The organism is Planctomycetota bacterium (genome assembly GCA_039819165.1).
GTDB lineage: Bacteria > Planctomycetota > Phycisphaerae > Phycisphaerales > UBA1924 > JAHCJI01.
The window spans coordinates 892,050-910,689 of record JBCBSM010000001.1; the positions used below are offsets into that span (position 1 = coordinate 892,050).

Below are 18,640 nucleotides of genomic sequence, written 5' to 3' on the forward strand. Positions count from 1 at the left end.
ACCTAGACCCGCAGGCCGGCCCGCCACGCCTCCTCGTCCCGCTCGTCCTCGGCCGATCGCGGCAGCACTAGGCCGTCCCAGGCCAGCCGGATGGTGCCCGGCAGCTGCCGCTCGGTCGGCTCGTGCCGCACCTCGTGGTTCATGTGGATGAACCACGTCCGCTCGGCCTCGATCCGCTGTGCCGCCGACACCGCCTCGTCGATCGAGAAGTGCGTGGGGTGCTTGCGGTGCCGCAGTGCGCCCAGCACGAGGGTCTTAAGGCCCCTCAGCAGCGGCCACGCGTCGGGCGGGACGGCCGACACGTCGGTGCAGTAGGCCAGCGGCAGCAGGTCCCCCGCGCCCTTCCGCGAGGCCACCGTGCCCGACGCCGCATCCACGCGGAAGCCCAGCACGGGCAGCTTGCCGTGCAGCAGCGGGATGGGCGTGATCCGCAGCCCGAACAGCTCGAGGGGCACGCACGCCTCGATCCGGTGCGGGATGACCGACGCCACGAAGCTGGGCTGCACGTTCTTGTGGGCTTCGAAGACGTGCGCGTACACCCGCCGCAGGAAGGCCATCGTCTGGTCGCTGGCGTAGATGTCCACCGGCCCGTGCATCAGCTGGTTGAACCGTCGGATCTCGTCGAGCCCCCACGTGTGGTCCACGTGGTTGTGCGTGAACAGCAGCGCATCGAGGCGGTCGAGCTCCGCCCGCAACGCTTGCTGCCTGAGGTCTGGCCCCGCGTCGAACAGGAGCGTCCGTTCATCGCCGCGGTCGTCCTCGAACCGCAGCGCCGCCGAGCACCGCAGCCGCCGATCGCGGGGATCCTCCGACGTGCACGTCAGGCAGGTGCAGCCGATGACGGGCACGCCCGACGACACGCCCGTGCCCAGGAACTCGAAGGACATCCGCCGCACCAGCCAGCCTACGCCGATCCGCCCACGGGCGGTACCATCGGCCATGGCGCTGAGGCTGCACAACACGCTCACGCGGCGCATCGAGCCGTTCCGGGCCACCGATCCGGCACGAGTGACCTTCTACAGCTGCGGCCCCACCGTCTACGACGACGCCCACATCGGCAACTTTCGCAGCTTCCTGATCGCCGACCTGCTGCGACGCTGGCTCGAGAGCCCGCTGTGCGTCATCCAGGACGCCGACGGCAACGAGCACGATCCAGGGCGTGATGGCCCCCGCACCGTTCGCCACGTCATGAACATCACCGACGTCGGCCACATGACCGAGGACGACCAGGCCGACGGCGGCGGCGAGGACAAGATGCAGCTCGCCGGCCAGCGGCTGCTGGAGGCCAAGAAGGCCGGCACGCTGCCCGAGGGCACGAACGTTGACCCCCGCGATCCCTACGCCATCGCCGGCTTCTATCGCGACCGATTCCTTGAGGACGCCCGCCGGCTCGGGCTGAAGGTCGCCACCGAGGCCGAAGCCAACCCCGAGCTCATGCCCGTTGCCACCGACTACGTGGCCAACCCCGGCCGGCCCATGGACATGGTCCGCGTCATCCAGCGGCTGATAGACAACGACCGCGCCTACGTCGTCGGCGAACCCGGCGGCCGCGCGGTCTACTTCCACGTACCCGCCTTCGAGGGCTACGGCCGGCTCAGCGGGAACACGCTGGAGGCCCTCCGCAGCGGCGCAGGCGGCCGCATCGACGAGGGCAACCAGGCCGCCAAGAAGCACGCCGCCGACTTCCTGCTCTGGAAGGAGGACGCCGGCCACATCATGCAGTGGGATTCGCCCTGGGGCCGGGGCTACCCGGGCTGGCACGTCGAGTGCTCGGCCATGGCCTTCGCCACGCTCGCTACCGCCAGCGGCAGCTCGACGATTCCGGACGCCGAGCCCATCATCGACCTGCACTCGGGCGGCGAGGACAACATCTTCCCCCACCACGAGTGCGAGATCGCCCAGAGCTGCTGCGCCTTCAACGCCGACCCCTCCGGCGCCTCCTTCGCCCGCCACTGGTTCCACCCCCGCTTCCTGCTGGTCGAAGGCCAGAAGATGAGCAAGAGCAAGGGCAACTTCTACACCGCCCGCGACCTGTTCAGCAGGGGCATCGAGCCCGCGGCGCTGCGCTTGGCGCTCATCCGCACGCACTACCGCTCCAACGCCGACTTCACCGAGCAGCTGCTCAAGGACAGCCAGCGGATGATCGAGCGATGGCGGCGCTTCGCGGACGCTCGGGCGAACGGTCCCGAGCACCCAGCCGCAACAGGCGCAAGGCTCGCCTTCGCCGAGGCCATGCACGACGACCTGAACATCGCGTCCGCCATCGCCGCCGTAAACACCATGCTGGGTGCCATAGACGAGCCCACCAGTCACGATGCGTCTGCGCTGCAAGAGCTCGATGCGTCGCTCGGCGTGCTCGCCCTCGAGAAGCCGCAGTCCGAGTCGACCTCCATCGGCCTCTTCGCGCCGGGTGTCGAGCCGGACCCCGCGGTCCTCCAGAAGCTCGAGGACCGCAAGTTCGCCCGCGCACGCAAGGACTACGCCGCGTCGGACGCCATCCGCGACGAGCTGGCCGCCATGGGCTACGCGATCAAGGACGTCGCCGGTGGGAAGGTCGAGGTCAGCCGCGCCTAGGCCGTACCGCGGCGCCTACGGCCCGACGCTCGCCAGCCGCTCGGACGCCTCGAACCACCGCTGCCAATCGCCGCGCGACATCGGCAGGTCCGCGTCGTCCCACACCTCGGCGGGGAAGGACGCGTATAGCCGCTGCGCCCTCTCGTTGGCCGCCTGGGCGAGGGCGTACTCGCCCTGGGCGAGCCTCGCGTTGACGATCTGGATGAGCGGCACCAGCGCCGACGGATCCCGTGCGTAGCGAGCGTGCGCCGCGGCGTAGTTCCGCACGGCGGTCTCGTAGTCGCCCAGATCGAACGGGCAGGCCCCCAGATAGAAGTACGCGTTGCGGAGGTACTCGGCCTCGACCGCCGTCGGGCCGCGGAGGGTCTCCAGCCCGTCCCGCGCGGCCGTGTAGTGCTCCATGGCCGTCAGCAGCCGGTCGCGGCGGACCTGCTGCAGCTGCCGCCGCTCGCTGCCGGGCATCGCCTCGGTGAGCGTCCCGCGGATGCGGTCGGCCTCGCGCCGGTAGGCGTCGGCGAGCAGGAATCGCACGCGGTGCTCCATCCGCTCGCCGCCGTAACGAACGAGCGACTCGGAGAGCTTCTCGATGGCGGCCACCTGCTCGCCGCGGCGATAATGGGCCCGCCCCATCTCCAGCAACGCCGTGCGGTACTCCAGGCTCTCGGGCTCCACGAGTGCGCCCGACAGCACGCGATCGAGCAGCCGCATCGCCTCGTCGTCGTTGTCCTGGGCGGCGTCGGCCAGCAGGCACTGCGCCAGCGGCACGTACGAGCGGATCGCGAAGGGCCCGACGTCCTTGCCCGTCGCGGTGTTCGACGAATCGTCGATCAGACCGCGGTACACCTCGCCCGCCTTTTGGTAGTTCCGCCTGGCCTGGTGGATGCGTCCGAGCCGGAACCGCGCTTCGGCGCGGAGCGGGCTCTCGCTGATGGCCGTGACGAAGGTCGTGAGCTTGCGCTGGGCCAGGTCCAGGTCGCCCGCGCGATCGAAGCACAACGCCGACAGCCACGTCGACCGCTCGAAGCGCTGCTCATCGAGCGTCACCAGGTCGGCGTGCAGCGCGTAGTAGCCGCCCGCGGACCGCAGGTGCCGCCGGACCGTGTCCCGCGTCGGCACATCGAGCGAGGCCGACTCCCGCAGGCTCGGTGCGTCCGCACCACCGCCCATCTCGCCATCGGCGACCGCGAGGTGCGCATCCGCCAACGCCCGGACCAGCTCGGGCGACCGCTCGTCGCCGCGGAGCCGCTCGGCCAGCTGTACGTACCGCAGCGCCGTCTTGGGCTGGTCGAACTGGGCCTGCACGCGGTACTGCGCCAGCAGCGCGTCCTCGAGCACGGCCCGCGAGACGCCGCTCTCCTCGGGGTCGGTGCGATCCAGCTCGTCGATGGCCCGCTCGAAGAGCTGCAGCGCCAGATCGTGCTCGCCCTCGGATGCCCGGACCTCGGCCAGGCCGAGCCGCGCCCCCTGCGCGGCCGACGCCCACGCCATGTCCCGCAGCACCGCCTGGTAGCGCTCCCGCGCCTGATCGACGCGGCCGTCGAGTTCATCCAGCCGGCCCAGCAGCACCAGCGCGCGGGCCCGCTCGGGGGTCTGCTTGGCCGCCAGCGAATCGGCGGTCTCCAGCGCCGTGCGGGCGGCGTCGAGGTCCTCGAGCTCGAGGTGCGAGGCGCCCAGTTGCAGGGATAGGGCCGCGCGCTTGGCCGGCGAGGCGGCCGCCCATCGTGGATAGGTCCGCAGCAGCCGATCGACGACGCCGCCGTGATCCCCCGTGGCCGCCAGCAGCCGCACCCGCTGCAGTTCGGCCCACGCGCGGTCGTCGACGTTGAGCGTGGGATCCGAAACGAATCGCGCGATCAGCTCGAGCACCCGCTCGCGGCCGCCCTCGCTGCGGAGGCCCGCCCGCGAGACGGCCCGCCGGTATAGCTCATGGCGGCGGAGCTTCTCATCCACCGGCATCGCGTCCGCCCGGGCCAGCGCCAGGTCGATCATGTCGAGCGCGAGGTACGCGTCGGCGAGGTAGAACGCGTCACCCGGCGACAGCCGGCCGCCGTTCCGCTCCGCCGCCCGATACTGCGCCACGATGTTGCGGTCGTTCTCTTCTTCGCGGCCGCCGAATTCCGCCTGCCCGAGGGCCAACGCCCGGGCCCGCAGCGTATGGAACCGCTGCAGGTGAACGGGCTCGAACGAGTCCCGGCCGACCATCGGCGCGAGCCGCCCGTTGAGCACGTCCAGGGCCTCGACGAATCGCCGGGCATCGATGCGTCGCTCGACGCCGTCGAGCAAGGAGTCGTAATTGGGCGTCGGCCGATGCAGGAGCATCGTCGACAGGCCCAGCGCCAGCACGACCATGGCCCCGCCCAGCGCAGGAATCTGCCAGATCTCGCGCCACGGCGCAGCCGCTGCGCCCTGGTCGGACGCCGATGCGCTCTCGGGCTGTGGTGTGCCTTGCTCCGCCGACACGCACGCCTCCGGCGGGGCGGACCGCAATCCCCGCGCCAGGCGATCCCGGCGGCCCCGCTAGGACTCTTCGTCGGCCGATTCGTCGGCGTCGTTTGCCGGTTCGGGAAGCTGGACCACGGCGGTGCCCGTCAGCGTGTCGCCGCGGTGCCTGAAGGCGCGTCCGAGAACCCCCGCGAGCGCCACCGGCGGCAGCAGCCACTTCACCGCGTTGCGGGCCATCGACGGCAGCAACCCCGGAGCCCGCGGACCGTCGACGGGCCGATCGGGCGTACCCCCACGCACGACCGCCATGCCGAAGAGCAGCTTGCCGGGCGAGCGGCCGAACGCCGCCTCGAGCGCCGAACCCGCCCCCCAGCCAACGAACAAGGTCATGAGCACGGGCGCAAAGTCGATGGCGTCGACGCCCACGCGGATCGCCAGCCAGCCCTCGGGCAGCGAGGCCGCCAGCCACCCGCCAACGACGTAGGCCAGCGCCAGGTCGATCGACGCCGACATGATCCGCGGGAAGGGCGGCACGAGCGTGCATCCGGCCGGCAATTGCAGCGGCGCCGCCTCGGCCGACGTACGCACGATGAACAGGAGCGCCGCCGCGGAGATCGCGATCAGCAGCACGAACATCAGGCGTAGGTCGCTCGGCGAGATCGGCCCATCGAAGACCGCCGGCCCAACGTAGAGCACCCGGCCCGTGTCGAGCGAGAACTCGCGGATCTCCAGCCGCGTCGCCGCTCGCCCCCGCGACGCGTCGGCCTCCTCCGATTCGAGGACGACCACGCCCCGCCGTGCGACGCCCAGCAGCGCCACGCCGCCCGCGGGCACCGGCGACAGCAGGCGGGCCTCCTGCGGCGAGGCCTCCACCGCGTGCCGCCCGCCCGGATGATCGACCACTGCGACCCACCGGTCTCCTACCGAGGCCGGCCCGGCGACGACCTCGCCCCGCCCCAGCGGCAGCTTGCCGGCCAGTTCGCCGTATCCGACGGCCGACGACGCCCAATCAAGAGCGACCCGTTCGGGCTCGGCCGGCGTCGACGCCCCGGAATCACCACCCAGAACGCGGGCGTCGGGGTCGGCCAGCGTGAACTCGCGGCGCGGACGCTCGACCTCGGGGAGCACCGCCTCCCACGACCACAACGCATCGGGGCCCGGCAGCACGACGCCCGCGCGGTCGCCGGCCACTACGCCAACCGCGATGCCCGCATCGGGCACATCCGGCGGCGGCCGCGGCCCGTCGGCGAACACCCACCGCCCGTCGTCGACCCATGCGAACTCCAGTTCGCCCGTGGTCCGCTCGAGCAGCACCATCGGGCCGTCGTCCCGCGCCGCCGCCGCCAGCAGCAGCGATCGCGTCTCGAGGAAGGGCCCGGCGTCGGGGCGGCTCGAAGCGGTGTGCCACGTGCCCTCGATCGCGCCGGGCAGCGCCGCGACCGTCAGGCTCGAGTAGCCCGTGTTGCCCCGCGGGAAGATCATCCAGACCCGCGGGCCGGCGGCGGCCATCGCCACCGGCGGCTGCGCCAGCGGCAGCACGGGCCGTGCCGAGCCGTCCGGGGCCGCCCCCCGCCCGACCCGCGGCGGCAGGTGCCACAACGCCCAGCCGTCCGCGGCGGGCGACCGGGCCACCACCCACGCATGCTCCGGGCCGTCGTCGGCCCCGGCATCGACCCACGCCCCCGCGGCCACCTGCGCCGCCGCAGCCGACGCGTAGAGCAATGCCACGACCAACGCCACGTGGGCGACGACGCACGCCCGCATCACGGCGCACGCTCCCCGCGTTCGGGCCTCGACCGCGACCGCTGCTCCAGCTCACGGTCCACGTCACGGAACGCCTTGATGCCGTGCCGCGCGAGCGCATCCTGCAGCTGGAACGCCCGATCGTCGGGCCGCCGGCGGTCGGCCCTGGGCGCACTGATCGTGAGCCGCGCCCGCGCATCGAGGGCCGGCACGTCGATCAGCATCCGCCGCGGCACCCGCACCTTTGTCGGCAGCCCCGACACCCGATCGTCGAACTCCTGGTAGATCGGGAGGTCGGCCGTCAGCACCGGCGGCTCGTCGGCCGCACGCCGCAGCACCACCCGCTGCACCTCGAGCGATTCGGGATCCAGCCAGTACTCGCAGGCACCCCACCGCGCTTCGGCCGCCACGATAAGCCGCTCACCGCCGGGCGACCATCGCATCTCGGCGGCCTCGTCATCCCGCTCGGGCATGGGCGCGAAGCCGAACAGCAGGATCAGGTCGAGCGGGTGCACCGGCAGGTAGAAGTCCCCCAGGCGATCGGGGTCGGCCTTCTCGTGCGTGCCGATGGCCGCAACGGGCGGATCTTCGGCGAGATCGAACCACCAGTACCGCTGCTCGTTGGAGCCCAGCACCGCGCCGTCCACGCCGAGCTTCTGGAGCGTGAGCGAGATCTTGTCGGGCGCCACCATGTGCACGTACCCGTCGAGCTGCTCGGTCTCTTCCTCGCCCTGCTCGCCGATGTACCACACCCGCGTCGTCGCGCCCGCGAAGAAACGCTCGAGCCGCTCGGACCGCACGTTGATGCGAGCGGCTACGGCGTCGTAGTCCGGCAGCGGCCTCTCGACCGCCGCGACCGGCTCGGGCTGGGGAGGGGGCTCGGGGGCCGACGCGCAGCCGGCCGCGAGTAATGCGGCGATGGTCATCGTCGCCAGCTTCGCGAGGGTCTCGATGCTCACGCGGGCCCGTCCTCCGTCGCCTCGCCATCAGGCTCCGCAGCATCGCCTCCGAGCAGCACCGCAGTCACCCGCTCGATAGCGGCTTCGAGCTGGTCGTCGTCGAAACCGGGATCCGCGATCCGCGTCGAGCCGTCGTCCGCGAAGCCCCCCGTAGGCGTCAGCCGCCGCACCCGCAGGCCCTCCGGCGCGTGGCCCTCGACCCGCAGCCGCCGCCGGCGGATCAGCATCAGCGCGACCACGTACCGCAGCTCGATCGCCGACCGCTCCTCGGCGTCGCCGATCTGGTCGAACAGCGCGACGAGTTCCTCGTCGTCGATGATGCGGGCGGGCGCATCGTCCGACGCTTCGGGCATCGTCCCCCGCCACGTCGCCACGACCGATCCGTCGGGCCGCCAGCCCGACACCCAGGCCGCCTCGGCGACATCGAGCCGCCGCCAGGCGTCCGCGTCGTCGGCCACGATGGCCGAGGCCACCCGCGCGCCCGGCGCCAGAGACGCGCCCGTCGCCGCGCACGTGCCCGAGGGCCGTCCAACCGAGAATCGCGTGCCCGCCGCCATCGTGCAGTTTACGCCCGCGCTCGCGCCGCCCTAGCGGCAGCTCGCCTCGAACAGCCGATGCGGCGTGCCGTGCTCGGCCACGGGGAAGGTCGCCTGCATGCCGCACCGCGGGCATCGGACGCGGTACGACCGGCCGTCGGCGTCCCGGTACGCCCGGACGTAGGACGAGGCGCACAGGAACCGAACGCCGATCCACGGCCGGACCTCTCCCCGAGTCCCAACCGACCCGCCGCCATCCCCTGCTCGCTCGGTCATCCCAGGTCCATCGGTCCGCGGCCGCCGCGGCGTGCAGCCCGGGCGAAAGTCCGCGTGATAGGGATCTGCTCGCACGGGGCTCGCCGGCCCGGACTACCGCCGAATAATGGCTGTTGCCGATACCGGAGTCTGCCTTGCCCCGACCGCTGGTCATCCTGCCCGATCCGCCCGCCCCGCCGACGGCCATCGGGCTCATCGCCGGGGCGGGTCGCCTGCCGATCATCGTCGCCGAGGGCCTCCGCGAGATCGGCCACCGCGTGCACGGCATCGGCCTCGCCCACATGTACGAGCCCGACCTGCCGAAGCTCTGCGAGAGCTTCCACGAGGTTGGCCTCTTCCGCGTCGGTGGATGGGGCCGGGCGCTCGCCAAACGCGACGTGCGGCACGCGATCATGGTCGGCAAGGTCGACAAGGCCCGCCTGATGCACGACCCCCTGCGGATGCTCAAGCACGTGCCCGATACGCGGACGCTCATCGCGTGGCACCGCAAGCTCCGCCACGACCGCCGGTCCCACGCCGTCCTCAGCGCGATCGCCGAGGAGCTGGAGCGCAGCGGCGTCCAACTCCTCGACTCCACGACCTCCATCCCCCGGGAGCTGGCCGATGCCGGCGTGATGACCACGCGGCAGCCCACGCCCGCGCAACAGGCCGACGTCGAGTTCGTCTGGCCGCAGCTCGTGGATCTGCTGCGGCTGGACATCGGCCAGGCCGTCGCCGTCCGCGAGCGGGACATCATCGCCGTCGAGGCCGTCGAGGGCACCGACCACATGATCGAGCGGGCCGGCCGCCTCTGCAGGGCCAAGGGCTGGACGCTGTGCAAGGGTGCCCGCTGCGGCCACGACCGCCGCAGCGACGTGCCCACCATCGGGGTGACCACCATCGAGCGGATGCACGAGGCCGGCGCGGGCTGCCTCGCACTGGCCGCGGGCGACGTCATCATGATCGACAAGGACGAGGTGATCGCCGAGGCCGACCGCCGCGGCGTGGCGATCATCGGCGTCCCCGTCGGCGCCGCGTGATCCCCCCACCGGCCCGGCCCGAGACCGACCCCCGGGCCATAGGCGTCCCGCGGATCGTCTCCCGGGGCTTCCACAAGCTGCAGCACGCGCTGCACGAGTTCGAGATCGATCCCGCCGGAATGACCTGCGTCGACCTAGGAGCCAGCGTCGGCGGCTTCACCCAGTGCCTGCTCGCCTTCGGGGCCGCGCACGTCACCGCACTCGATACCGCCCGTGGCGTCCTCGACTACCTCGTCCGCCGCGACGAGCATGTCACCGTCCTCGAACGCACCAACGCCCTGCACGCCGAGGCCACCACCGCGGCCGGCCTCGTTGTCGTGGATCTCGGCTGGACCCCCCAGCGACTGGCGTTGCCCGCCGCCCGGCGATGGCTCGCGCCCGGCGGCCGCATCGTCAGCCTCATCAAGCCCCATTACGAGGCCAAGGCCGAACACGTGCTCGGCGACGACGACGCGCACCAGATCACACAGCGGACCCTCGATGAGGTGGGCGGCCTCGGGTTCGAGATGCTCGGGCTGGCACGCTCACCCATCGCCGGATCACGCCGAAGGGGATCGTCGGCCGGCAAGGGCGGCGGCAACGCGGAGTGGCTTGCGCTCTTCGGCGACGATCCGCGGGCTCAGCCCGGCGCCGCCGACGCCCAGCCCGACTCCTGATCCGCCGGATGCACCGCGGTCCATGTCGCGGCGAGCAATTCGTCCAGCCCCCGCCCCGAAGCCCCGCTGATTACGAACACGCCATCGTCGCCCGCCTCGCCGAGGGCCGCACGGAATTCGCCAAGCCGGGCCTCAAGGTCGGCTTCCTCGCCAAGCAGGTCGGCCTTGTTGAGCGCGATCAGTTCGGGCTTCTCGAGCAGCGCCGGGGCGTACTCGCCCAGTTCGCCGCGGATCCGGCGGTAGTTCTCCGCCGGGTTCGACTCGTCGGGAGGCAGCAGGTCGATCAGGTGCACGAGCACCCGCGTGCGCTCGACGTGCCGCAGGAATTCGTGACCGAGGCCCGCCCCCTGCGCGGCGCCCTCGATGAGCCCCGGGATGTCGGCAAAGACCAGCCGCCGGGTCATGTCGAGCTCGGCGATGCCTAGCTGGGGCGATAGCGTCGTGAACGGATAGCTGCCGACCTTGGGCGTGGCCCGCGTGAGCGCTCGCAGCAGCGTGCTCTTGCCGGCGTTGGGCAGGCCTACGAGGCCGACCTCGGCGATCAGCTTCAGCTCCAGGTCGAGCCGCCGCGTCTGCCCGGGCTCGCCCGAGGTCGCGTGGCGGGGCGTTTGGTTGGTGGCGGTCTTGAATCGCTCGTTGCCCAGTCCGCCGCGGCCGCCCCGCACGACGACCTCGCGGTCGCCGGGCTGCAGGTCGAACAGCAACTCCCCCGAATCAGCGTCATAGATGAGCGTCCCCGGCGGCAGCAGCAGCTCGATGTCGTCGGCACCCGCGCCGTGCCGCTGGCTGCCCGTGCCCGGCAGGCCGTTCTTGGCCCGCCAGTCGTGCTTGCCGCGGTAGTCGATCAGCGTGCCGGTGTTCTCGTCGGCCACGAGCACGACGCTGCCGCCATCCCCGCCGTCGCCGCCGTCCGGGCCGCCCTTGGGCAGCCCCCGGGCGCGGCGGAACGACACGCAGCCGTCCCCGCCCTTGCCGGCGTACACCGTGATGGTTGCTCGATCGGCGAACACGCGGCCATTGTATGGAGCCGCCGCGGATCGTTCGGAGATTCGCTCGGCGCTACGCCGCCAGGGCGTAGGTCTGGCCCAGCGCCCGCCGCAGCCGCTCCTGGTCGCCCACGCGACAGAACATGTTGAACACCGCCGCCATGCGGCAGGGCCCGAATTCGTCCTCGTCGCCGGTCCACACGATGGTGCCCAGCGCGAAGATTGCCCGGCCCGGCCCGACGTCCGCGCCCGGGCAGCACCGCCGCGACCGGCCGAAGGCCATCGGGCCGGGCAGCTCGATGCGGATCCCGACCCGCGTGGCCGGCTCGAAGGCTCGATCCAGCTCGAAGCAGATGCCGCCCTCGCTCACGTCGTACGCGTGGCCATCGAAGTCGAAGGTCTCGCGGTCCAGCGTGCGGATGGCGATCGGGCTGTACATCGGCGGCACGTCGTACCGCACGAACCGGCGGCGCTCGCGGAACGGGATCGGGTCTGACATCGGCGTATTCCCTTGCTGAGCGGCCCACCTCGCGCTCGCCGCCGCTACGCCTATCGGTCCCGCCGCGGGGCCGCTTGAGCCCCGGCGGCCGTCCCGGACCGAATACCGTCGCCGGTGCCCGAGCCCACCTCCGCGAGGCCCTGGACCGACGCCTTCACGCTGCTCTGCGAGCGGTGCGGCTACGTGCTCGACGGCATCGGCGACCAGGCCGCCTGCCCCGAGTGCGGTACGCCGATCGCCCGCAGCCTGCCCGCGGCCCGGATCGGCACCGCGTGGCAGCGAGCGCCGTCCGCCGGCGCCCTGCTGCGCACCTGGTCGAGTGCGCTCCGGCGGCCGCACCGCACGCTGGACGCCATGGCCTTTGATCGACCACCACGATCCACGCGTCGGCTCCGCCGAGCCACGCTTGCCGTCGCCGGCCTGCTCACCGCGCCGACCATCGGCACGCTCGCGCTCCTCATCCTCGAGCGTCCCAGGCGCTCGCCGACCGGCGGCATGTACCAGTGGTCGCCCGGCTCGGTGATCGGAGCGATGATGCTCGCGCTCGTGCTGGCGATTCCCGCGTGGCTCGCGTGCGGCGGCGTGTACGCCGCCCTCACGCACGTCGAGGCCCGGGGACTGGTGCTCTTCGGGCGGCAGCGGCACGCCCGCGTCGACCGAATCATCGCCGACACGATCGTCGCACACGGTGCCGCGGGCTGGGTCGTCGCCGCGGCCGGCCTTGCGTTGTGCCTGCCATTCCTGTGGACGATGCAGCTCGACGTGAGCCTTGCGCAGCCCGCACCGTTCATGAGTCTGGCATGGCGCGTGCTTGCGTACGTCGGCGTCGGCGTCGCGCTCGCGGGCTTCCTGCTGTTCGAGGTCTTCGCCTGGCTCGGCCTGCGGCGGTGCAAGTTCGCCAATCGGAGCCGCCCGGGTTCGGCGGCCGACGAGCAGAAGCGGGCCGGTTAGCCCCGCGCGATGAGCTGGATGTCGATCTTGTCCAGCCCCACGCCAAGCCGCCGCTCGATCTCGGCGATCAGTTCCGGGTCGCTCGCGCGATCGATCAGCCGGGCGCTCAGATCATCGGGCACGTCCATCAGCCGGCCGTCCGACGTCAGCAGGTGCACGTGCTCGCTGGTCGTGGCGTCGAACCGCGTCGGCCCGCCGGCGGTCGGGGCGAGCTTGCGGCACAACCCGCACTTCGAGAGCGATTCGAGCGTGTTGTACACGGTCGCCAGCGAGATGCCGGCGTCCGTGTCGCGGACCGCCAAGAACAATTCATCCGCCGTGGGGTGGCTCGTGCTGGCGGCGAGCGCGCCGTAGACCACCTGCCGCTGCTTGGTGCAGCGCAGCCCGTGCCGCGCGAAGAGGGTCTTCAGATCGTTGCCGTGCGTTGCATCCGACATGCTCAGAATACTAGCGACGCGCGCGACGCGGAGTTACGGCGGCGGGCCATCCAGGTCGTCGTAGCCTGTGCTGCCATCGAGGGAGGCCGCCTGGCTCCAGCCGTCCGCGGGCTCTGGTGGCGCTTGCACCACCATCTTGAGGTGCTCGATGCCGGCCTCCATGAAGCGGGGTCCCTCGCCCGCCCAGCCCAGCTTCTCGTAGAAGCCGATCGCCGTTTCCTGGGCGTGGCAGTACAGCGTCTCGAGCCCCAGCTCACCGAAGGCCCGGGCCTCGATCGCCACGACCAGCCGCCGGCCCAGCCCCTCGCCCTGCCGTTGCGGGTCGACGGCCATCTGCATGAGCTTGCCGGTGCGGGCTTCCTCGTCGATGAGCAGCAACGCGCACCCGATGGCCCTCGGGCCCGACGGATGCTCGAACACCGCCACGTAGTGCTCGAAGCGGTCCTCCACCCCCGGATACTCGCGTTCGAAGCGCGCCAGGTCGTAACCGATGGGCCCCAGCAGCACCGCCTCGCGGAGCGCAACCTCCGTGCGGTACACGGGGTCGTCGGTCGCGATTCGGCGGATCTCGATCACGCCGCAGGATAGCCGGACCGCCTCGCTACCATCCGCCGTGTTCGAGATCGCCGTCACACGGACCTTCCGCGCAACCCACGCCGTCCGCATCGGCGGCGCGATGGAGGAGCCGCACGCGCACGATTGGCGAGTGCACGCAACCATCGCCGGCGGCGCCCTCGACGACGACGACCTGCTGTGCGACTTCCACGCCGTCGAGGCCTCGCTCGACGCGATGCTCGACCGCTGGCGGGACGCCGACCTCAACCACCAGCCGCCCTTCGCCGGCGGCCCGCTGCCCACGGCCGAGCGCGTCGCCGAGGCCATCGCCGCGGGCTTGGCCCTCGCCCTCCGCGGCGTGCTGCCCGAGGGCGCCCACGTCCGCCGGGTCGCGGTGACCGAGGCGCCGGGCTGCGAGGCGGCCGTCACGCCCGGAGAAGCGGCCCAGCGATGACCGACGCAACCGCCCGCAACGCCACCAGCAGCACGCCCGCCGGCGCCGCCACCGGGAGCGTGGCGCCGTCCGACGCAGAGGCCTTCTTCAATCGCGACCTGTCCTGGCTCGCGTTCAACCAGCGGGTGCTGGAGCTGGCCGAGGATCCCCGCACCCCGCTGCTGGAGCGCGTCAAGTTCCTCGTCATCTTCGCGAGCAATCTCGACGAGTTCATCATGAAGCGCGTCGGCCTGATCCGCCGTCAGGTGGACGCGGGCATCGAGCATCCGTCCCGCGACGGGCTGGCGCCCCGCGAGCAGCTCACTCGGGTGCGCGAGCGCGTCGAGGCGCTGCAGGAACGCCAGGCCGCCTGCTGGGCGGACGCCCTCGTGCCCGCGCTCGCGCTCGAGGGCATCCGCGTGGACGAATACGCCGCGCTCGAGCCGGTGCAGCGGGAGGGGCTGGACAACTGGTTCCACCGCCAGGTCTTCCCGCTGCTGACGCCGCTGGCCATCGATCCCGGCCACCGCTTCCCGTTCATCTCCAACCTCTCCGAGAGCCTGGGCGTGCTGCTCGGGGAGCGCGCCGACGGCCCCGTCCGGCGGGGCGAGCGGTTTGCCCGCCTGAAGATCCCAGACGGCATCCCCCGGATGGTCCGCGTCGACGATCCGACGGCCGGCAGCGGCGTCGTGCCTGAAAGCGGCCTCACGCTGGTCCCCCTCGACCAGGTCATCCGCGCCAACCTCGACAGCCTCTTCCCGGGCGTGGACGTGCTCGCCACGACGGCGTTCCGCGTCACGCGGTCGGCCAGCGTGGAGACCGACGAGGACGCCCACGATCTCCTCGAGAGCGTGCAGGACGAGCTCCGAAAGCGCCGCTTCGCCCGCCCCGTCCGCATGGAGATCGCCGAGCAGCCCCACGAGGAGCTGGTCACCTTCTTTGCGTCCTCGCTGGGCCTGAACACCGAAGACGTGTACGTCCGCAAGGGCCCGCTGGAGTACGACGACCTGATGTCGATCGTCTCCATTGACCGCCCGGACCTCAAGGACCCACCCTGGACGCCCCGCACGCCGCCGCGGCTGATCGCCCGCCGCACGGACATCTTCCGGGCGGTGCAGGAGGGCGACATCCTCGCCCACCACCCCTACGACAGCTTCGACGAATCGGTCCGCGCCTTCGTGTCGCAGGCCTCGCGGGACCCCGACGTCCTGGCCATCAAGCAGACGATCTACCGCACCAGCCGGGACTCGCCCTTCGTCCGCTCGCTCATCCGCGCCGCCGAGGCCGGCAAGCAGGTCGCCTGCATGGTCGAGCTGCGGGCTCGCTTCGACGAGCACCGCAACGTCTCGTTCGCGCGGACGCTCGAACGCGCGGGGGTGCACGTTGCCTACGGCGTGGTCGGCCTGAAGACCCACTGCAAGTGCTCGCTGGTCATCCGCCGCGAGGATGCGGGGCTGCGGGCCTACGCCCACGTCGGCACGGGCAACTACCACCCCGCCACCGCGCAGCTCTACACCGACCTCTCGCTGCTGACCTGCGACCCGAGGATCACCGGCGAGGTCGTAGAGCTCTTCAATGCCATGACGGGCGTCTCGGTCAAGAGCGACTATTCCCAGTTGCTGGTCGCCCCGACCACCATGCGGCCGCGCTTCGAGGACCTCATCGACGCCGAGATCGAGCACGCCCGCGCGGGCCGGCCGGCCCGGATCTTCGCGAAGATCAATTCGCTGGAGGATCCCGACATCACCCGCCTGCTGTACGCCGCCTCGCGGGCCGGCGTCCGCGTCGACCTGGTCGTCCGCGGCTTCTGTTGCCTGAGGCCGGGCGTCCCGGGCCTGAGCGACAACATCCGCGTGGTCTCGGTCGTGGGTCGCTTCCTGGAGCACTCCCGCATCTTCCACTTCGCCGGCGGCTCGGACGATCCCCTCGCCGGCCACTGGTTCATGGGCTCGGCCGACTGGATGTACCGCAACCTCAACAACCGGCTCGAGGCGGTGTGCCCCATCTACGACCCCGACGCGCGACGCCAGCTGGTCGAGATCATGCAGGCCAACCTCCGCGACGGCCGCTTCGCGTGGGACCTCGCCCACGACGGGGGCTACCGCCGGCACGACGACGCCGACCGCCCGGGCACCTTCGCGACGCTGATGCAGGCGGCCCTCGACGCCGAGGACGAGGCCCGCCGCCGCCTCACAGAGCCCCAGGACTAGGCCGGTGCGCATCCGCGATCGCGGGATCGGCGCCGGCGAGCCGCCCTACGTCATCGCCGAGCTGGGCGTCAACCACGATGGCTCCGAGGCGACGCTGCACGCGCTCATCAACGCGGCCGCCAATGCCGGCGCCGACGCGGTCAAGCTGCAGCTCTTCCGGGCGGACGACCTGCTCGCCGCGGCCGCACCCCTCGCCGGCTACCAGCGGCGGTCGGGCGAGGACGACGCCGCCTCGATGCTCCGGCGGCTGGAACTCTCGCTCGACGCCGCCCGCGGCGCGATCGACGCCGCGCACGCCGCCGGCCTGCACGCCATCGCCACGGTGTTCGACCTGCCGCTGGTCGCGTCCGCCGCCGCCCTGCCGCTCGACGCGTTCAAGACCGCGTCGCCCGACATCGTGCACCGTCCGCTACTCGATGCCCTCGCCGCCACCGGCCGGCCGCTCATCGCGAGCACCGGGGCGGCCACCCGCGAAGAGGTCGCCCGCGCGATTGGCTGGCTGCGGCCCGCCCGGCAACGGCTCGCCGTACTCCAGTGCGTCAGCGCCTATCCGACGCCGTCCGAGCACGCCGCCGTTGCCGCGCTCCACGATCTTGCGACACTGCACGACGGCCCCGTCGGCTACAGCGACCACACCGCCGATGCCGACACCGGCGCCCTCGCGGTGGCCCTCGGCGCGCACGTGCTCGAGAAGCACCTGACGCTGGACAGGACCGCCCCCGGCCCCGACCACGCGGCATCGATCGAGCCAGCGGAGATGGCCGAGTACGTCCGGCTGGCGCACGCGGCATCCAAGGGAGATTGGACGCACGATCCCGGCGATCCGCGGCTTGGCTCGGGCCGCAAGGCCGTGCTGGACATCGAGGCCGACGTCCGCCGCGTCGCCCGCCGCTCGATCGTCGCCGCCCGGAGCCTCGACGTCGGCGTCGTACTGCGCGCCGGCGACCTCGCCTTCAAGCGGCCCGGCGGGGGTCTCGAACCCTGGCAGGATGGCGACCTGCTGGGCCGTGCTCTAGCCGTTGACGTCGCCGCGGACCAGCCGCTGTCGCTCGGCCACCTGCTGTAGCGAGGTCCCCACGGCCAATCCCGTGAGCACCATCCACATCGCCGCGGTCTGGGCGTTGACGTGCACGGGGTCGAAGACGCCGGCGACGAACAACCCCAGCAACGCCCACGCGGTCCCGCTCGCGTACGGGTCCGCCGAGCCGCGTGCACGCCACCCCGCCACGCCGACGGCCACCAGCACCACGACGAACAGCGCTGCGCCGACGATCCCCGTGGCGCCCAGCGGCTGCAGATAGGTCGTGTGCGGATGCGCCCCAACGTGCCGCTCGGCCGGATCCACGCCCCGCGCGCGCAGGTTCGCCTCGCACCACGCCCGGTAGCCGCCCTCGCCCGTGCCCGCGAGTGGGTGCTCTGCGAAGGCCTCCAGCGACCACCACATCATGAGCAGCCGCGCGCCCGTGAACGACGAGTAGTCGCCGTCGCGGACGATGGCCGCGAGCTCGGAGTACGCCTCCTGCGCCCGCGGTGCCGCGACGGGGGCAAGACCCGCAACCACTAGCACCCCGGCGACGGCCCCGACGAACAGTCCCCGGCGGGGCGCCGCGCCGCCGCGGAGCGACAGGACCACCTTCGCACCCGCCGCGAGCACCACAACGGCAGCCGCGGCCAGCCACGCCCCCCGGGTTCCCGTCGCGACGATCGCCGCCAGGCTGGCGACCACGCCCGCGAGTGCGACCGACCGCAGCCTCCCCCGCGCACGCAGCGCCGCGCCCGCGTGCAGCCCCAGAGCCGCGCACAGCAGCGTGCCGCCGACGACCGGATCCCACCAGCCCGAGTTGCGGCTGGGCAGCCGGTTCCACTCGGGCAGCCACCCGATCCCCGCCCTCGAAAGCCCGTGCGAGACCTGGCTGAGGTTCCCCAGCGCAAAGCCCGCCGCGACCGCGAGCGCCAGCCGCCCCGCCGCCGGCGCCACCGGCACCAGCAGCGGCACCGACCACGCAAACCGCATCGCGCCGATCTGGTCGAGGCCCTGGCCCGCGTCGGTCGACCACGCCAGCGACAGCGCCCGGAAGCCGCACCACGCCGCGATCGCCAGCATCACCGGGTGCGCGAAGCCGACCAGCACCGCACGCCACACCCAGGGCAGCCGCGCGATCGTCGCCACGCCCAGCGCCGCCCCGCCGAACTCCACGACGGAGGTCGGCCCGCACGCCAGCACCATCCAGATCGCCGCCGTCGCGACGTGGGCGTGCCGGAGCCAGCGCGGACCCGCCTGGGCCCGGGCGAGGGCGTGCTCGATCTGTTCGGGTCCGAAGAAGCCGCCCGCCCACCAGCGCCGCTGCATGCCCAGCCGCCTCC

18 protein-coding genes are annotated in these 18,640 nt (G+C 72.4%); 7 read left to right on the forward strand and 11 right to left on the reverse strand.

The window, feature by feature from the left end:
* Positions 1–2: 2 nt before the first annotated feature.
* A complete protein-coding gene (locus AAFX79_03965) occupies positions 3–941 on the reverse strand; it encodes an MBL fold metallo-hydrolase (protein ID MEO1007695.1) in 939 nt (312 codons plus the stop codon).
* On the opposite strand from AAFX79_03965, the gene AAFX79_03970 reads away from it, so the two are divergent.
* Entirely contained in the window at positions 940–2,574 is a 1,635-nt protein-coding gene (locus AAFX79_03970) for a cysteine--tRNA ligase (GenBank protein MEO1007696.1), read from the forward strand. The genes AAFX79_03965 and AAFX79_03970 overlap by 2 nt on opposite strands.
* A gap of 15 nt (positions 2,575–2,589) precedes the next feature.
* On the opposite strand, the gene AAFX79_03975 is transcribed toward AAFX79_03970, so the two are convergent.
* The 5 genes from AAFX79_03975 to AAFX79_03995 are packed head-to-tail and all read right to left on the reverse strand — an operon-like array spanning position 2,590 to position 8,530.
* Positions 2,590–5,034 carry a tetratricopeptide repeat protein gene (locus tag AAFX79_03975; GenBank protein MEO1007697.1) on the reverse strand — a complete coding sequence of 815 codons (2,445 nt, stop codon included), beginning with the start codon at positions 5,032–5,034 and terminating at the stop codon, positions 2,590–2,592.
* A gap of 57 nt (positions 5,035–5,091) precedes the next feature.
* Complete coding sequence (locus AAFX79_03980; GenBank protein ID MEO1007698.1) at positions 5,092–6,783, reverse strand: hypothetical protein; 1,692 nt, start codon at positions 6,781–6,783, stop codon at positions 5,092–5,094.
* On the reverse strand, positions 6,780–7,718 hold the full coding sequence (locus AAFX79_03985; GenBank protein ID MEO1007699.1) for a hypothetical protein: 939 nt from the start codon (positions 7,716–7,718) through the stop codon (positions 6,780–6,782). The genes AAFX79_03980 and AAFX79_03985 overlap by 4 nt, the downstream gene beginning before the upstream one ends.
* The gene (locus tag AAFX79_03990) at positions 7,715–8,275 is read right to left on the reverse strand and encodes a hypothetical protein (GenBank protein MEO1007700.1); all 561 of its coding nucleotides are present in this window, start codon (positions 8,273–8,275) and stop codon (positions 7,715–7,717) included. Before AAFX79_03990 ends, AAFX79_03985 begins: the two co-directional genes overlap by 4 nt.
* 30 nt (positions 8,276–8,305) lie before the next feature.
* Positions 8,306–8,530, reverse strand: a complete 225-nt coding sequence (locus tag AAFX79_03995; protein MEO1007701.1) for a hypothetical protein — start codon at positions 8,528–8,530, stop codon at positions 8,306–8,308.
* 134 nt (positions 8,531–8,664) lie between these two features.
* Between AAFX79_03995 and lpxI the strand changes: the two genes are divergently transcribed.
* Together lpxI and AAFX79_04005 are read left to right on the forward strand one after the other, a co-directional pair.
* A complete protein-coding gene (gene lpxI, locus AAFX79_04000; GenBank protein MEO1007702.1) occupies positions 8,665–9,549 on the forward strand; it encodes a UDP-2,3-diacylglucosamine diphosphatase LpxI in 885 nt (294 codons plus the stop codon).
* On the forward strand, positions 9,546–10,205 hold the full coding sequence (locus AAFX79_04005) for an SAM-dependent methyltransferase (protein ID MEO1007703.1): 660 nt from the start codon (positions 9,546–9,548) through the stop codon (positions 10,203–10,205). Before lpxI ends, AAFX79_04005 begins: the two co-directional genes overlap by 4 nt.
* Here AAFX79_04005 and obgE read toward each other — a convergent pair.
* Together obgE and AAFX79_04015 are read right to left on the reverse strand one after the other, a co-directional pair.
* Entirely contained in the window at positions 10,169–11,215 is a 1,047-nt protein-coding gene (gene obgE / locus AAFX79_04010) for a GTPase ObgE (protein ID MEO1007704.1), read from the reverse strand. The two genes, AAFX79_04005 and obgE, sit on opposite strands and share 37 nt — an antisense overlap.
* A gap of 49 nt (positions 11,216–11,264) precedes the next feature.
* The gene (locus AAFX79_04015) at positions 11,265–11,690 is read right to left on the reverse strand and encodes a PilZ domain-containing protein (GenBank protein MEO1007705.1); all 426 of its coding nucleotides are present in this window, start codon (positions 11,688–11,690) and stop codon (positions 11,265–11,267) included.
* A gap of 114 nt (positions 11,691–11,804) precedes the next feature.
* Between AAFX79_04015 and AAFX79_04020 the strand changes: the two genes are divergently transcribed.
* The gene (locus tag AAFX79_04020) at positions 11,805–12,641 is read left to right on the forward strand and encodes a hypothetical protein (protein MEO1007706.1); all 837 of its coding nucleotides are present in this window, start codon (positions 11,805–11,807) and stop codon (positions 12,639–12,641) included.
* Here the strand turns inward: AAFX79_04020 and AAFX79_04025 are convergent.
* Both AAFX79_04025 and AAFX79_04030 read right to left on the reverse strand, forming a co-directional pair.
* On the reverse strand, positions 12,638–13,078 hold the full coding sequence (locus AAFX79_04025) for a transcriptional repressor (GenBank protein ID MEO1007707.1): 441 nt from the start codon (positions 13,076–13,078) through the stop codon (positions 12,638–12,640). The two genes, AAFX79_04020 and AAFX79_04025, sit on opposite strands and share 4 nt — an antisense overlap.
* A gap of 33 nt (positions 13,079–13,111) precedes the next feature.
* On the reverse strand, positions 13,112–13,654 hold the full coding sequence (locus AAFX79_04030) for a GNAT family N-acetyltransferase (protein MEO1007708.1): 543 nt from the start codon (positions 13,652–13,654) through the stop codon (positions 13,112–13,114).
* 37 nt (positions 13,655–13,691) lie between these two features.
* Between AAFX79_04030 and AAFX79_04035 the strand changes: the two genes are divergently transcribed.
* The 3 genes from AAFX79_04035 to AAFX79_04045 are packed head-to-tail and all read left to right on the forward strand — an operon-like array spanning position 13,692 to position 17,342.
* Positions 13,692–14,087 (forward strand): 6-carboxytetrahydropterin synthase, encoded by a 396-nt coding sequence (locus tag AAFX79_04035; protein MEO1007709.1) that lies wholly within the window; start codon positions 13,692–13,694, stop codon positions 14,085–14,087.
* Positions 14,084–16,276 (forward strand): polyphosphate kinase 1, encoded by a 2,193-nt coding sequence (gene ppk1, locus AAFX79_04040; GenBank protein ID MEO1007710.1) that lies wholly within the window; start codon positions 14,084–14,086, stop codon positions 16,274–16,276. The genes AAFX79_04035 and ppk1 overlap by 4 nt, the downstream gene beginning before the upstream one ends.
* Before the next feature lie 4 nt (positions 16,277–16,280).
* Positions 16,281–17,342, forward strand: a complete 1,062-nt coding sequence (locus AAFX79_04045) for an N-acetylneuraminate synthase family protein (GenBank protein MEO1007711.1) — start codon at positions 16,281–16,283, stop codon at positions 17,340–17,342.
* Here the strand turns inward: AAFX79_04045 and AAFX79_04050 are convergent.
* Positions 17,289–18,626, reverse strand: coding sequence for an O-antigen ligase family protein (locus tag AAFX79_04050; GenBank protein ID MEO1007712.1), 1,338 nt, complete (start codon positions 18,624–18,626; stop codon positions 17,289–17,291). The two genes, AAFX79_04045 and AAFX79_04050, sit on opposite strands and share 54 nt — an antisense overlap.
* Between the last annotated feature and the right edge of the window lie 14 nt (positions 18,627–18,640).